The organism is Tenacibaculum litoreum (assembly GCF_964513915.1).
Lineage (GTDB): Bacteria > Bacteroidota > Bacteroidia > Flavobacteriales > Flavobacteriaceae > Polaribacter > Polaribacter litoreum.
This window is the reverse complement of record NZ_CAZEQS010000001.1, coordinates 14,433-31,123: the sequence shown is the minus strand read 5'-3', so window position 1 is coordinate 31,123 and position 16,691 is coordinate 14,433. Positions and strand designations below refer to the sequence as shown.

The 16,691-nt window shown below is 33.5% G+C and carries 11 protein-coding genes; 3 read left to right on the top strand and 8 right to left on the bottom strand.

What is annotated here, in order from left to right:
* Positions 1-269: 269 nt before the first annotated feature.
* The 5 genes from mfd to ACKTTR_RS00110 form a co-directional block, all read right to left on the bottom strand.
* The gene (mfd, locus tag ACKTTR_RS00130) at positions 270-3,638 is read right to left on the bottom strand and encodes a transcription-repair coupling factor (RefSeq protein WP_408025952.1); all 3,369 of its coding nucleotides are present in this window, start codon (positions 3,636-3,638) and stop codon (positions 270-272) included.
* Between the two features lie 68 nt (positions 3,639-3,706).
* Positions 3,707-4,306 (bottom strand): 7-cyano-7-deazaguanine synthase, encoded by a 600-nt coding sequence (locus ACKTTR_RS00125; protein ID WP_408025951.1) that lies wholly within the window; start codon positions 4,304-4,306, stop codon positions 3,707-3,709.
* On the bottom strand, positions 4,294-5,487 hold the full coding sequence (locus ACKTTR_RS00120) for a PfkB family carbohydrate kinase (protein ID WP_408025950.1): 1,194 nt from the start codon (positions 5,485-5,487) through the stop codon (positions 4,294-4,296). Before ACKTTR_RS00120 ends, ACKTTR_RS00125 begins: the two co-directional genes overlap by 13 nt.
* 2 nt (positions 5,488-5,489) lie before the next feature.
* Complete coding sequence (locus ACKTTR_RS00115; RefSeq protein WP_408025949.1) at positions 5,490-5,807, bottom strand: hypothetical protein; 318 nt, start codon at positions 5,805-5,807, stop codon at positions 5,490-5,492.
* 619 nt (positions 5,808-6,426) lie between these two features.
* A complete protein-coding gene (locus tag ACKTTR_RS00110; protein WP_408025948.1) occupies positions 6,427-7,656 on the bottom strand; it encodes an RNA methylase in 1,230 nt (409 codons plus the stop codon).
* A 607-nt stretch (positions 7,657-8,263) separates the two neighbouring features.
* On the opposite strand from ACKTTR_RS00110, the gene ACKTTR_RS00105 reads away from it, so the two are divergent.
* Positions 8,264-8,560, top strand: coding sequence for a GIY-YIG nuclease family protein (locus ACKTTR_RS00105; RefSeq protein WP_408025947.1), 297 nt, complete (start codon positions 8,264-8,266; stop codon positions 8,558-8,560).
* Positions 8,561-9,123: 563 nt separating this feature from the next.
* Here ACKTTR_RS00105 and ACKTTR_RS00100 read toward each other — a convergent pair.
* Positions 9,124-12,693: a hypothetical protein gene (locus tag ACKTTR_RS00100; RefSeq protein ID WP_408025946.1), complete on the bottom strand. Its 3,570-nt coding sequence runs from the start codon at positions 12,691-12,693 to the stop codon at positions 9,124-9,126.
* Positions 12,694-13,064: 371 nt separating this feature from the next.
* Positions 13,065-13,562, bottom strand: a complete 498-nt coding sequence (locus ACKTTR_RS00095; RefSeq protein WP_408025945.1) for a nuclear transport factor 2 family protein — start codon at positions 13,560-13,562, stop codon at positions 13,065-13,067.
* A gap of 402 nt (positions 13,563-13,964) precedes the next feature.
* On the opposite strand from ACKTTR_RS00095, the gene ACKTTR_RS00090 reads away from it, so the two are divergent.
* Both ACKTTR_RS00090 and ACKTTR_RS00085 read left to right on the top strand, forming a co-directional pair.
* The gene (locus ACKTTR_RS00090) at positions 13,965-14,399 is read left to right on the top strand and encodes a TerB family tellurite resistance protein (protein ID WP_408025944.1); all 435 of its coding nucleotides are present in this window, start codon (positions 13,965-13,967) and stop codon (positions 14,397-14,399) included.
* 56 nt (positions 14,400-14,455) lie between these two features.
* Entirely contained in the window at positions 14,456-15,049 is a 594-nt protein-coding gene (locus ACKTTR_RS00085) for a transporter family protein (RefSeq protein WP_408025943.1), read from the top strand.
* Positions 15,050-15,101: 52 nt separating this feature from the next.
* On the opposite strand, the gene gltX is transcribed toward ACKTTR_RS00085, so the two are convergent.
* The gene (gltX, locus tag ACKTTR_RS00080; RefSeq protein WP_408025942.1) at positions 15,102-16,619 is read right to left on the bottom strand and encodes a glutamate--tRNA ligase; all 1,518 of its coding nucleotides are present in this window, start codon (positions 16,617-16,619) and stop codon (positions 15,102-15,104) included.
* Between the last annotated feature and the right edge of the window lie 72 nt (positions 16,620-16,691).

The window sequence follows — 16,691 nt, the reverse complement described above, 5'->3', positions numbered from 1 at the left end:
CAATCTTTCTATTGTGAGTTACCTACAAACAGATTACTTCAGTCGTACCTCCTTCGTAATGACGGTTTGCTTTTTTCGTCATTGCGAGCGGAGCGCGGCAATCTTTTGGTTGTGAGTTCCCGATTAACAGATTACTTCGTCGTATCCTCCTCGTAATGACGTTGTTTTTTCCGTCATTGCGGATGCAACGTAGTGATATGAAACAATCTCCAAGTTGTGAGTTCTTAACAAACAGATTGCTTCACTCGTTCCTCGCTCGCAATGACGTTTTAAACTTTCTGTAAGGTCTCTAACGCCTTGTGTACACTATCAATTTTTATAAATGTGATGAGTAAACGCAATCCTTTTTTGGTTTTCTTTTCTTTCATTACACAGCTCTTCGGATTTTGCTGTACGTACCTCAACATTTTGGTAAATGCTTCGGTTTGATAAAAAGCACTTTGTTGATCGGCTACAAAATATCCTATTAATCGTTTTTGTTTTAAAATCACCTTTTCTAAGCCTAATTCTTTCGCTAACCACTTAATACGAACACTGTCTAATAAATCAGCTACTTGCGTTGGATATTCTCCAAAACGGTCGATAATTTCAGTTTCAAAAGTTTGCAATTCTTCTTCTGTAGTTAAGGCTCCTAATTTGTTGTATAAACTCAAACGTTCAGTAACAGAATTCACATAATCATCTGGGAACAGAATTTCAAAATCGGTATCAATTTGCACCTCTTTTACATACTCTTTTGGCGCATTTTCATCCGTAGGATATAAGTCTTTAAACTCATTTTCCTTCAGTTCTTCAATCGCTTCATGTAAGATTTTCTGATAGGTATCAAAACCAATATCATTAATAAATCCACTTTGTTCTCCACCTAATAAATCTCCAGCACCACGAATTTCCAAGTCTTTCATGGCAATGTTCAATCCACTTCCTAAATCAGAAAACAGTTCTAATGCTTGAATTCGCTTACGCGCATCATCAGTCATATGGTGATACGGTGGCGTGATAAAATAACAGAAGGCTTTTTTATTCGATCGTCCTACACGACCACGCATTTGGTGTAAATCTGACAGTCCGAAATTATTCGCGTTATTAATGAAAATCGTATTGGCATTCGGTACATCCAATCCACTTTCAATAATGGTCGTTGACACTAGTACATCAAACTCATTGTTCATAAAACCAAGCATGAGTTCTTCTAACTTTTTCCCTTCCATTTGTCCGTGACCAATACCAATTTTTGCACTTGGTACTAAACGTTGCAATAATCCTGCTACCTCTTTGATGTTTTCAATACGGTTATGGATAAAAAATACCTGTCCACCACGAGAAATTTCGTACGAAATCGCATCGCGAATCGTTTCTTCGCTAAAGCGAATTACATTGGTTTCTATGGGGTGACGGTTGGGTGGTGGTGTTTTAATTACCGATAAATCTCGCGCCGCCATCAAACTAAACTGCAAAGTACGCGGTATCGGCGTTGCCGTTAAGGTCAATGTATCTACGTTTTCTTTAATGGTTTTTAGTTTGTCTTTCGCTGCTACTCCAAATTTTTGTTCCTCATCAATAACCAACAATCCAAGATCTTTAAACTGAACTGCTTTATTGGTTAATTGATGCGTTCCTATCACAATATCTACACTTCCATCAGCAACCCCTTCTAACACACCTTTGCGTTGTTTTGTGGTTCTAAAACGGTTTAGGTAGTCAATTGTAACCGGAAAATCTTTTAATCGCTTAGAAAAGGTTTTAAAGTGCTGAAATGCCAAAACCGTAGTTGGCACGAGCACTGCAACCTGTTTTCCGTTATCTACCGCTTTAAAAGCGGCTCTAATGGCAATTTCTGTTTTTCCAAAACCAACATCACCACATACCAAACGATCCATCGGTTGTTCTTTTTCCATATCGGCTTTTACCTCTTGAGTAGAAGAGAACTGATCGGGTGTGTCTTCGTATAAGAAACTCGCTTCCAACTCATGTTGCATATGTGTATCGGGTCCGAAAGCAAATCCTCTTTGTAACTTACGCTTTGCATATAACTGAATTAAGTTGAACGCAATATGTTTTACACGGGCTTTGGTCTTTTGCTTGACTTTTTTCCAAGCGTTCGACCCTAATTTATATACTTTAGGCGGTTTTCCGTCTTTTCCATTGAATTTGGAAATTTTGTGTAGTGAGTGAATACTCACGTATAAAATATCACGATCGCCATAAATTAACTTGATGGCTTCTTGTTTTTTACCTTCTACATCAATTTTTTGAAGTCCGCCAAACTTTCCAATACCGTGGTCGATATGGGTTACATAATCACCTACGTCTAATTTGGTAAGTTCTTGTAGGGTGATGGATTGCTTTTTCGCGTATCCGTTTTTGAGTCGGAATTTGTAATAACGTTCAAAGATTTGATGATCAGTATAACAAACAATTTTACTATCAATATCCACAAATCCTTGATACAACGGAAACACGATTGTTTCATACGAAACTTCTTCTTCGTGGTCGTCAAAAATATCGTGGAAACGTTGTGCTTGCTGTTCGTTAGAACATAAGATATAATTGGTAAATCCTTTTGCCGAAAATTCGTTGAAATTCTGAATTAACAGATCGAATTTTTTGTTGAAAGACGGCTGTGGGTGGGTATTAAAACTTATTTCGGTGAGATTTAGCTCCGCTGAACCTTGCGGTTTCTCACTACGTTCGGAATGACCCGTTTTACCGATGTCAACCGTTGTAAAATCTTGTAGTTGATTTCGAATGAGCTCACCGTTGCAAAACAATTCTTCGGGTTTTGCGTGTTTGATTTCGGTAGATAATTCGTTGAATGATAATTCTGCTTTTCGGTAGAATTTGTCCAACGAATCGCTTAGTAAATCCAAATTCTTCACAAAAACAGCCGTTTTAGCCCAGATGTATTTTAAAAAGCTTTCTCGTGACTCCTGCAATGTTTTGTTTTCTACATTGGGCATAATGCTCACTTTCTTCAGTTTTTCTTTAGAAAGTTGCGTTTCTACATCAAACGTTCGGATGCTGTCTACCTCATCACCAAAAAACTCAATACGATACGGTTCGTCGTGAGAAAACGAAAACACATCGATAATTCCACCACGTACCGAAAACTCTCCTGGTTCGGTTACGAAATCGACACGTTTAAAATGATATTCAAACAATACTTCGTTGACAAAATCGAGCGATACTTGCTCGCCCACTACCACTTTTAGCGTGTTTTTTTCCAATTCTTTTTTGGTCACCACTTTTTCGAACAGGGCAGTAGGGTAGGTAACAATAATCGCAGGTTTTTTACGAGAATTGATACGGTTTAACACCTCAGAACGCAAGAGTACATTGGCGTTGTCAGTTTCTTCTATCTGATACGGTCTGCGATACGAACCCGGATAAAACAACACGTTTTTATCGCCCAATAACTGTTCTAAATCGTTTAGATAATAAGCAGCTTCTTCCTTGTCGTTAAAAATTAACAAGTAGGGTTTATCGGCTTGTTTAAAAGTTTCGGAAATGACAAAAGACAACGAAGAACCGACCAAATTCGTTATTTGAAAATGGTGTGGATCTTGTTGAAGCTGATTAACAATCTGTTTTACATTATCAGATTGTTGGTATTGGTTTACAATTGCTTGCTTGCTCAACGTACAAAAATTTTACGCAAATGTACGAGGTTTATTTTTTTAAATTTCTTTCCTTGATAATCTTTATCCTATACAATTTTTAATTCGTGTCTAACTTTCAATTGTTTAGTACATCCTGAACATTTACCACAAGCAAAATTTGATATGTGACAAGAATGAGCAATGGACAACAGATTAATTGGTACTTTATATTTTAATGCAAGCTCATGGCTATAATAGTCCAAAGTAGGGCAAATAACCTTTATTTGTCCTTCTTGATAAGAAACTAAATTATTTATTAATTTATAAAACTCCTTTGTACCGTCTCTATGAAAACCATCTGATTTTACAGATGATAAGTATAATTCTTTTACCTCATCTTTTATAGCTTGCATAGCTGCAAATGTTATTAGTAATTGATTTCGAAAAGGCCACCATTCATCAGATGGAGAAAGTTTTAGATTTTCTGAATTTGCTAGGGTTCCTGAACCTAAACTTCTACAATCAATTTTTATAATTTTATGTTCAATATCAAGCTTTTCACAAATATATTTTGAAACATATAACTCTCTTTCCGATACAGTTTGCCCATAATCAATAGTATAAGCTATTTCAGGCATAATACCATAAGTTAAACATATTGAATCTATTCCTCCAGATAATAAAACTGCCTTTTTTATATTTGCCATATAGTTTGGTACATTGCCGTGGTTAAATGCTTATATATTTTTAATTTACTTGGTTTTAGCATTAATAGTTTTTTTTCGTCACAAGTCCTGTGATACCCTATCATTTTTTTTCCTTTTGCTAATGAATAACCTGATTCTATTAAAGTACCAGAATCTAAATTATCGAGCACTAAGAAAATCATATCTGACTTTTCAATTCCATCTATATCATTTTTAGCTATTATTTCTTCATCTCCTAGTCCTATATCATGGAAAGGAGAAAAAACTTTTACTCCAAATGATAAAAAAGCTGTTCGTATTTTATCTATTAAAATCAATTCTGATATGGAAAAAAAAGGAGAAGCTAAATAAATTTGTTTTTCTGATAAATCTTTATAATTAAACTCCTTATAGTTAAAATTAGATATATTATCAGTAGTATCCATATATACCTTTTTATCACAATAAAATGCTGTACTTTTTGATGCATTCTTAGCTGATTCTTCTAGTGATAATTTTTTTTCCATCCAATAATATCCAAAACTCGATGTAAATATATCTCCCGAACCAATTTTATTTACATTTTCAGTAATATATGCTGGAATTATAATTTCTTTATTATTATAAAAAAGTGTTGCTCCATACGGCCCATTTTTAATTATCAGGGCTTTTGCTTTTTCTGATTTAAAAAAATATTCTTTAATTTTTTCAATATTACTACTTGATGCAATAGATCTAGCTTCATTCATATTAACAATGTAAACCAATTCTTTTGCTTTTCCTATTTCACTAAAAATTATAGGTTTTATTGATGTTTGAGGATCATAGACTACTTTATCTGCTTCTATTTCAAAATCAGTTTCAAGCATACCATATGCCACCACATTTTTACCATTAACATTTATCTTTTTTGATTTTGAAATATTTAAAATATTAGGGTAAATAATTGGTTGGTCTACTGCAAAATTATATTTAAATGTGATTAATTCATTATAATCAGTACATTCAAATTTAAAACCATCATAAACTTTTTTATTTTCTTCAAGAAACCTAGATGTTTCCTTATTCCCTGCTGTAAAAAAATTAACTGAACATTTATTTTCTAACAAAAATTTTGTCCCTCTAAAACCAGAACCATAAATTTCCAGCGTAATATCATCATAGTCAATTTCTCTATATGTCCCTCCAACTACAGTTATCATAATTACCCTTTATATATTTTTACCTTACATGAAGGAGAACTTATACTTAAAATTTTCGCTTTATAGTTAACTCCACCTTCAATACAATTAATTATATCTGTTGTATTTGAATGAAGTATTGCCCCAATAAACTCTCCATCTCCATCTTCCATTAACAAAGCTCCTTTTTCTCCAATAACTAAATCAAAAATATCTCCTACTTTATGTTTTTCTAAAACAGATATCTCTACTGATGAAACCATTGTTATTATAACCCCTGTATTACAATCAAATTTTGCTTTTTGTGGAGGTTCATAACCTCCTCCTCCTGATCCACTCATTATTTATTTTTTAAATTATACTTCAAAACTAGGTATACACAACCACCATTCTTTACGGCAACCCATAAAGAAGTGTTTGTTTTTACTTGTTGTTTATAAAAAATAGTTGAGATAAGGGGTAGTACTACTTTTTACTTTTTTAGCGTGTTAAACATAGTAAAAAAAGAGGAGGGAGGCAAGGGTTATTACTCATTGCGAGTAAGTTACGATGAAGTCCGTTGTTTATTAAGAACTCGTAATAGAGAGATTGCTTCGCTATTGCTCGCAATGACGAGATGAAAATAAATATAACGTCATTACGAGGGAAGTTATGACCGAAGTAATCTGTTGGTTGGGAACGCGCGAGTTAAAGATTGCTTCGCTAGCGCTCGCAATGACGGAATCAATAACAATGACGTCATTACGAGGGAGGTGACGACTGAAGTAATCTGCTGGTTGGAACACACGATGTAAAAATTACTTCGCTAACGCTCACAATGATGGGAAACCATACAACCTTAACGTCATTTCGAAGGAGGTGACGACTGAGAAATCTTAAAATTGCGTGTTAGGTGCTTTCAAGAGTGTTTCTGACTCCAGTGAATGAGATTTTTCGCTATCGCTCGAAATGACAATACACTTATTCCTTACAAATAGTAATCGCTCCAACTCGTGCTAACTGACTTACAAAATCAAATACATCCATCAATTCCCAAGTAGGAGTAAGGTGGTTTTGTAATTCTTCAAAGCTTATGGTTTCTCCTGTGTTTAGCTTTTCTATAATTGTACTTAGTTGTGAGTTATTGCTAACAACAACTTCATTTCCTCTTGCCATAACGCAGGTTTTCTCTGTGCTTTCTGTATGTATTAACAACGGAAAAATTGTCTTTCCTGTAATTTGAAATGGCGGATTTGGTACCCCTTCTTTGTTTTCAGATATCGAAGGTTGTAAGACTCCTGCGTTACTTTTTAGTCTGGTAATATATTTTGAAAGTGCTTTTTTGTATTGCTGTTCCCATGTTTTTGGGTTTAATAAGCTGTTCCAATCCAATTCTTCGGTGGTGATATCTACTGGTGGTAAATATCCTACATTCGGATTTTTTTGGAGCTCTTTTGAGGCTATTTGTGTGGCAATCGTTTTTTCTAAATAATCTCTCGACGGGTTTATATAATCCATCACTACACTTAGTGAAAATTCATCAGTTTTTGCAATATGATATACATGATGCGGAATAAACATCGCCGATTTTGCTTTTAGCGGGTATTTTGTGGAGCTTGGTAGCATTGCATCTACCTCGTGGAACACCTGAGTATTGTGTTCTATTTGATTGTATTTTTCAATATCCCAAGTGTAAAAATCTTTAGAGTTTGGACCTAAATGAAACAAAAATCCTTCTTCTCCTTTGGCTTCTTTGTGAATTCCGAAAGGGGTAAAACCATAGTTTCCCATAAAAAACAAAAAAGAGAGTCCGCCCAAGGGCATTCCTACTTTTTGAAGTAGTGGAGCAACAATCTGACACATTCTCTCGGTAAACTCATTACTAAAGGTTTCTAAACTATTAAAAACAACTCCGAATTTTTGATCTCCAAATAGTTTCATACACCACTGCTCAATAGTTTCCTCTTCTTTTGGTCTGTTAGCAGCCATTTCTTCTGCTATTCCGTTTTGTAGCTCATGGTTTATGTATACTTTGATGCCTTTGTGCAATTCTCCTTTATCTAAAAACCGATTGATGATGTTCTTTAATTCTTGTTTTAAAAAGGTAACATCGTCATCAGAAAGTATATTATCTACCGAGGTTGGTTTATTGAGTTTTTGTGAGTTTTGGTAGAGTTTTTTCCAAGTTTCAGAATTTTTCTCGTTGTTCATAGACGGGTTTTAAAGCTTGTGTGGTAAAAATAAGGTATTTTCAAAATCCTTTTTTTACGTTTATTCCTTTATTTTAATCAGTTATACCAGCTCAACGTCATTACGAAGGAGGTACGACTGAAGTAATCTGTTGGTTGGGAACGCAAAACTTAAAGATTGCTTCGCTTTAGCCTGCCTTGAGCGACAGTCGAAAGGCTCGCAATGACGGGATCAATAACAAAGACAGAACAAAAAACTTAACGTCATTACGAGGAGGGTACGACGAAGTAATCTGTTGGTTGGGAACGCAAGACTTAAAGATTGCTTCGTTACCACTCGCAATGACGGAGTCAATAGCAATGACGACACAAAAAACATAGCGTCATTACGAGGAGGATACGACGAAGTAATCTGTTGGTTGGGAACACAAGACTTAAAGATTGCTTCACTTCGTTCGCAATGACGGAGTCAATAGCAATGACGACACAAAAAACATAACGTCATTACGAGGAGGATACGACGAAGTAATCTGTTGGTTGGGAACTCATGACCTAAAGATTGCTTCACTTCGTTCGCAATGACGATGTGAATAGCAATGACAGTGTGAATAATTTTGTAAATTAACACTATGAAAAATCCTTGTATTTATCTGTTAACCAACAAGAATAATACTGTCATTTACATTGGTGTAACTTCTAATCTTATCAAACGGATTTATGAACATAAATCTGGAAAGTATAAGGGTTTTACTCATCGGTATAATTGTGATAAACTAGTATACTTCGAACAATTTTCTACTATGGATGAAGCGATTGCTAGAGAGAAACAGTTAAAAGCTAGTAATAGAAAAAGAAAAGAAGATTTGATTACTAATGAAAATCCTGATTGGTTGGATTTAGCTGAGAATTGGGTGTTCGATTTTTAAAATATTTCGTCATTACGAGGAAAGTCATAATCAAAGTAATTTGTTTGTTCAGAACGCACGACTTAAAGATTGCTTCGCTTTAGCCTGCCTTGAGCGACAGTCGAAAGGCTCGCAATGACGGGATCAATAGCAAAACGGAACAAAAAAACTTAACGTCATTACGAGGAAAGTCATAACCAAAGTAATTTGTTTGTTCAGAACGCACGACTTAAAGATTGCTTCGCTTTAGCCTGCCTTAAGCGACAGTCGAAAGGCTCGCAATGACGGGATCAATAACAAAGACAGAACAAAAAACTTAACGTCATTACGAAGGAGGTACAACTGAAGTAATCTGTTGGTTGGGAACTCATGACTTAAAGATTGCTTAACTTCATTCGCAATGACGGAATCAATAGCAAAACGGAACAAAAAACTTAACGTCATTACGAGGAGGATACGACGAAGTAATCTGTTGGTTGGGAACTTTAAAGATTGCTTCGTTAACACTCACAATGACGGGATCAATAGCAATAACGGCTTAAAGTATAAATAAAAAAGCTGCCTAAATAGACAGCTTTTTGTTTTTACATCGTTTCTGAAGCGTTTAAGACACTTTCTGTAATATCTCTTACCATTCTGGATACATCCTCTAAAAAGGGTTTTAAAACGTTTGTAGCTTCTTCTGATTCGGAAAGCATTTCTATTAGTTCTACACGTTTATCAACTGAGAAGTTTTGTGATAGATCAAACAGTTTTTCTGCTCCTAAAGCAATAAACCAATGTTTTGAGGCTTCATTATATTCATCAAGTGCTATATCTGCAATGTATAATGGATTGACTTCTAAGGTATCTAAAAGGTTTAGTAAGTATGTAAATGCTGCTTCTTTGTACTCATCTTCTTCTGATTTTTCTCTTATTTCTTCTAAACTAACTTCTTTTTCACGTACTTTCATTCGTAAAAATGCTTTGGTAAAGTCTCTCGTTAGCATTTTGGTTCCTTCGAGGCTATGATTCGCAAATAGTTTGATAAAACGATGTTGTTTTTCCTCAGGCATCATCCAAATAAATTGCTGAATTGTCATCGCTGAATAATTTCTATGATAGGCATTGAAGGCTTCTTTTTCAAGCATTTTATTACATAGCGATACCATATCTGTATAACTCACCTCATCATTTAAATACTCTTGTAATTTGGTAACTAATAATTCAACATCTTCGGCATCGGTAGTTTGGTTACGAATGGCGTTTAAAATTGCTTCTGTATCTATTTCTTCAGGAAATAACACAAACTGACCAAAAGGTAACGATACTTTTTCTGGTGTTATTTGCGAGTCTTCAAACCTATGGTCGTTATACTCTTTATCTAGTTGTAAAATAACGAGTTCTTCTCCTTTCTTTTGGAGTAATTGAACTTGGTTGTAATCGTTAATTTTTGTAGAAAGGTTGATAACTGCATTTGGATGAAATGATATTGGTAATTTCTCTAAAGCACTAACTTCTTCTTTGTCGTTGTTGTAATAATTATCATAGCTTTTACAAGTATTACCATTGTATACCGGTAATCTCTGATACCATGGTGCTAAATTTACTTGAAACAATTTACCTACTGTTTCTTTAAATGCTTCTGGTTGGTTAAAAGGAAAACGTTCGTTTTGTAACGATAAATCGATAAAATATTCAATTCGTCTATGTGCTTCGATGTAATGCATTCCTTCGTCTAAAGCCAATGCGCGTTTTTTATCTATTACATCAAACATACCTGTTGCGGTACTATCTATTTCATTATACTTATCTAACCATACTAAATAAGGAGCTTTATCTCCTTCCCAACTATTATGAAACTCTTTTTGAGCCACTACCATTTGAAAAGCAATACTTTGTGCTTTAGGTACTCCGCTTCTTTCAATTCTGTCGTAAAAATCAATTTCTTTAATAGGCTTCTCAAATGTGTAATTGTATTCATCGTCTGCATTTATTTTTGCTAAAAATTGTATTGCTCTTTGCGGAGCCAAGGCTACCCACAATTTCCACAATCGTTTTCCTTGTTTTTGACTTGGTAGTGACATTTGTGATAACCAATAACAAATAAGCACAGTACGTTGGTTGTCTTCGTAGGCATTATCGAATAAATCGTACTTTTTTTGTTTAGCACTTGCTTCTTCTTTTTTGTCTACTCGTAAAACTTTTTTGAAAATTTCTAGTGCTGCTTCTTCTGTTAACGTGGTATTTGTCTCAGTGATATATCCTAAAGCTTGCTCCTTAATAAGGTCTAAGTCTTTATTCTTTTCATTAATAGGATTTACCAATGATTCTTCTACCATTTTAGCCATCAACGTCCAAACATTTTCGTTGATATAATTGAATAAACCTTGAGTATATTCATCACCTACATGTTGTTGAAAGTCTTGAAAGAGTAGGTGCGTTGCTAAAGTACAACAGCCTATGTTGTCTTTTGACCACCAAGAACAGTCGCGACGTTCTCTTTTTTCTTCAAAAACAAAAGCTGCATCGTCAAAATTCTTTTTAGAAAGTTTTATATCAAGATCTGCAAACTCTCGTAATACTTCTATTATTATCTTTTTCTCATGCTTTTCTTTCTCTTCAGGTGTTGCTTCTTTTGAAAGTTGAGGATAGTAACGTTGCTTATATTCTTCAACACTTAATAAAGGATCATTTTTAGTTACAATATCTTTAATATCGTCATCAAACGGTTTTTTACCAAAGGCGTAATAGAACACATCTAGTATGCGTAAATACATAGCGTTACGTTCTTGTTGTCTTTCTGCTACTTCTGTATCTTCTGGTTTACCAGTAGGTCGTGTTTTAATGGTAAGAATTAGACCGTTTTGATAGATTTTTTCAACATCTTCTTCTTCTAATGACAACAATTCAGCGGTAACATGACTTATAATATCATCTAGAGATTCACGAACTTCATTTTCATCACGATAACCTCCTGTAAAATATAACATTCGTAAGTATATAAGACGTGCATGTTCTTTGGCTAAGGGCAATAAATCAGTCTGAGGTAAATCGTTTAAAGCATCTTTATGTTGACCAGTTTGCACATATTTCCAAAGGTCTGCACCACGATGTAAGTGTAAGATTAGCTCCTTCACACTTTTTAAACCGTCTCCATATTCATAATTCTCAAAATAGGCTTCTCTTTCTTCATCTTCGTCTTTTTCTCTTTGAGCCTCTTCACTAATTTTACTTAAAGGTTTTTGAAGTGTGTTTTTTATACTTTTTTCTAAATCAAGTGCTTCATTTTCTAAGGTATCTTCAATAAAGTGTTCTTGTAATACCTCTTCATTATCTTCTATCGACTCTTCCCATTCTTCGGCAACAACTACTAAACTGAAATAAATATCTAATACAGGATGTGCTTCTTCTGGGTCATCATCACTGTAGGGTAATAGTACTGGTTCTTCTACAAACCGCTCTTGAAGTGCTTGTTTGAAATAGGTATATTCTTCTGAGTTTGCTTTTAAATAGTTTCCTAATGATTCTTCTTGTGATGTTGCAATAGCTTGTCTAAAATAGCTATTATCACACCAAATAAAAGCTTTAATCATAGGTCTGTTCCATCCGTTTTTTTGGAATAAATCGCGTAAATACTCTTCGTAACCTACAGCGTGTTCATCATCCCAATAAGGAATTAAAAATTGCGATAGTAAGTAGGTATAATTAACATCTGTTCGTGATAGCATATATAAAGCTTCGATACCAAAAACACGCATATCGTCTATCCATAAATTCCAAGTATCGTTAAAGCGTCTACTATGTGCTACTATTGCTTTTGCTGTAGTAACTACTGCTTCTTTTAGTGAGGGATACTCTAATGCAATAGCAAAAAAGAGTACTTCTGAAATATAAGTTTCATCGGTATCTCCAATATGTGCTGGGTAATAGCTTGGACCTCCATCTGGTCCCATGTTTAGTGCATCTTTTACCAACTCTTGATTGTTAGTATCTGCCAATTGAATACGACGCTGGGTATCGTTTTCTATAATTTTAAACTCTACATCAAACACCTGATTTACGACTGCTTTATTGGTGTCTAATAGTTCTTTGTACTTTACTAAGGCTTCTTTAATAGAGGCTTCATTCCCTAAATAAAAAGGAATGATTTGATGCTTATCAAATTGATTCATTTACAATAAAATTTTTAGTTTTCTTTTCAATTTTTTTTGAGAAGAGTGACTGAATAGGAACAACAGCAATGTTTTCGCAATTCTTTTTTTAAAGCTGAAGTAATTAACAATCGTGGGGAACTCTGCGCAAAAACTCTACACAAATTTACGTTTTCACTCAGATTTTACACTTAGTAGAATTTAAATTTTACAATACTTTAACAGATGAAAAAGTAATGCTTTTCTTAGTTATTTAGTTTTGAAATAGATACATTTTTTTAAGCCAATTTCAGTTTTGATGGGATATTTACTACTAAAATATTTAAACAGGTTTCTCCTTACAGTCGAAATGACAAATGCAGGGTAAAATAACTTAAAAATTATTATCTAATTTACAAACATTTACCTGATTCAAAATCTTCTTTGGTAATTGATTTTCCATTCATGGTATCGGTATCCCAATCTTGTGTAATTAACCAAGTATTATTCCTTTTATTTAGTACCACGTGGAACCTACCATATACTGTGCGAGGTTCTTTATCTTTTTCAGTATATATAACTCGGTAATACCCCACTTCATAACCTGTGTTTTCTTTATAGATTCTTTGATTGAAACAAAAATCTATTTGTCGTTTCTTGGTTGTTGGTTTTTGATAGGATGTTTGTATTGAATTTTTGTATTCCTCTCCTATACGAATTCCATACTTATTTACTCTTAACACATCATTACTATGTAAATTATTAAATGATTCCCAATCTCTGGCTTCAAAAGATTTTTTAAAGGGTTTCCATATTTGTTGATTAACCTCTTTTTCTATTACTTCGTTGTTTTGTGAAAAACTCAACGTAACTGAAACTAAAAAAATTAAAATAGTGTATACCGCTTTCATTTTTGATAAGATTAAAAATTCATTTGTTAACAAGTTAGTAATTTTTTAAGAGTAAAGCTATATTAAATTTTATCGATTCTTTTTTTTGATTTTATAAGTATTGTTTATTCTTTTTTATTTTTCTCTATCTTTTTTATTAAAACCTATATAATCGTTGTTTTAAAAGATTAAAAACAGCTACCGTAAGTATTTGTATTAGCTAAAAATAAAAACCCTTTAAAACAGATAAAAAAACACTTTTTTTTATTAGTAGATCTTATGTGTTTTCTAATTACAATAAGAAAAAATAATACTTTGTTTTTAGTCAGAATTGTTAACTTTCGACGGTATTTTATGTGATTTTATTTAAACTTTGCTTCTAAATAAAAACCACTTACTTTCAATCAAAAAAAACAAAAAATTATGTCAATATCAGATTTATATTCAACCGGAAAACACAAACAAGAAATAGGACACTTTGCTAGTGTAGTAAAAATTGCTGAAACTGATGGAATTATTTCAGAAGGAGAACAATTGTTATTAGACAGAGCTGCAAAAAAATTAAATATTAGTGAAGAAGAATATCAACTAATTTTAAAAAATCCTGAAAAGTACCCAATAAACGCTCCTGTAAGTTATGATGAACGTATTGAGCGCCTATATCGTTTAACCAGAATGATTTTTGCTGATGAAGATGTAGCTAAAGAAGAAGTTGGTATACTCCGTAAAATTGCAGTAGCTTTGCATTTCTCTACTGAGAATGCTGAAAAAGTTTGTGATGAAGCTATCCATTTAGTTTTAAACGACAACGACTTAGATGATTTTACCGCAGCTATTAAAAAGGTAAATGCCAATTAATTTAATTATACTAAAAACTTATTAAACCAGTTATTACTCTAAACACTTATCTCCCGATGAAACATAAAATTTTATTCATAGCAATCTTTACTTGTTTAACAACATCCGTTTTTTCACAAAATTTAAACGACTCTTGGCAAATAGGTGTAGGTTTTGGAATAACAAAATTTAGTGAAAGTGATGCCGCTTTTATTGGCGATCAATATTTATTTCAAGTACCTACTTTAAGTTTAACCATGCCTATTGGTGACCGTTTTTCTTTAGATGGTGCTATGTCGTTTAATACTATTGATGATGTTGGTTTTATTAAAAACTCAGCAAAGTATTTTTCTATGGATGCTTCGTTTCGTTATAACTTGAATGCTATGTTTAACAAATTTGCTCCATATGTTTTTATAGGAGGAAGTGTAGTAGATTCTGAACGTAAAATGACACCTACACTTAATGTTGGTGCTGGTGGAATTTATTGGGTTAGTGATAATATTGGTATTAATCCACAATTATACTACAAACACTCTTTTGAAGGCTATGAAAGTATGCGTTCACACATTCAAGGAACTTTAGGTGTTGTATTCAAATTAAACTGGAATAATGGTGGTGCTAATAATGGTCGTAATGCTGCCAAACATTTAGGAGGTTGTATGTTTTAAACCTCTAATTTAATATATAAAAAAAGCCGCTTAAATAGCGGCTTTTTTATTTTTATGATAGTTCGTTTATCGCGTTTTCTATTCTTGTAATGGTAGTTTCTTTACCTATCATTGTCATAATATCAAACAAATCTGGACCTGCTAGCTTTCCTACCAAACTTAAACGAAGTGGTTGCATTACTTTACCAAATCCTATTTCTTTAGAAGTAATCCACCCTTTAATTTCAGTTTGTGCATTTTCAACTGAAAAGTCTTCAATTTTAGAAATCACTTCAATTAGCTCTTGCATTAATTCACTTGTAGTGTCTTTCCATTGCTTTTTAACCGCTTTAGCATCGTATTCTGAAGGGTTTTCAAAGAAAAAGCTAGATAACTCCCAAAAATCAGCTACAAACGTTGCACGCTCTTTTATTAAAGAAACTACTTTTTCTGCGCTATCCTTATCTGTAGTTACTCCTTTTTCTTCAAGAATTGGTAAAAACAACGTTGTAAGTTCCTCATTAGATTTTTGCTGTAAATACTGTTGGTTAAACCATTTAGTTTTATCTGGACTAAACTTAGCTCCTGATTTACTTACGCGCGCTAAATCGAATGCTTCTGTTAATTCTTCTAAACTAAAAATTTCTTGCTCTGTTCCAGGATTCCACCCTAAAAACGCTAACATGTTTATAAATGCATCAGCAAAGTATCCGTCTTCTTTGTATCCACGTGAAACATCACCTGTTTGCTCATTTGTATATTCTAACGGGAATACTGGAAAACCTAATTTATCACCATCACGCTTACTTAATTTTCCTTTTCCTACTGGTTTTAAAATTAATGGTAAGTGTGCAAATTTTGGTGCTTTCCAATCAAATGCACGATATAATAACTCATGGAGTGGGAGAGAAGGTAACCACTCTTCTCCACGAATTACATGCGAAATTTCCATTAAATGATCATCTACAATATTTGCTAAATGATACGTTGGCATTCCATCAGACTTAAATAATACTTTATCATCTAATGTATTTGTTTCTACTTTAATAGTACCACGAATTTCGTCTTGTAGAATTAAGGTTTCATCTTGTGGAGTTTTAAAACGGATCACATATTTTTCTCCTGCACTAATCTTAGCCGCAACTTCATCAGCAGAAAGAGCCAACGAATTGTTTAATTTTAATCGATTGTGCCAGTTATAAATAAAGGTTTTTCCTTTTTCTTCATGATCTTTTCGGTGTGCATCTAGTTCTTCAGCTGTATCAAAAGCATAATATGCCCAACCGGTTTCAATTAATTGATCTGCATATTTTTTATACAAATCTTTACGTTCTGACTGACGATATGGTCCGAATTTTTCGTTTTTACCTGGGCCTTCATCAAACGGAATATTACACCATTCTAATGAATTGATGATATATTGTTCTGCATTGGCTACATAACGAGTTTGATCTGTATCTTCAATACGTAAAACAAAGGTTCCGTTATATTTTTTAGCAAATAAATAATTGAATAAAGCAGTTCTTACACCACCTATGTGTAAAGGTCCTGTTGGACTCGGAGCAAAGCGTACTCTTACGTTCTCAGTCATTTTTTTATTGATTTGAAAGCGCAAAGATAGCTGTATGTTAATAGAAAAGAAAAAGGAGGAAAGAGAAAAAAA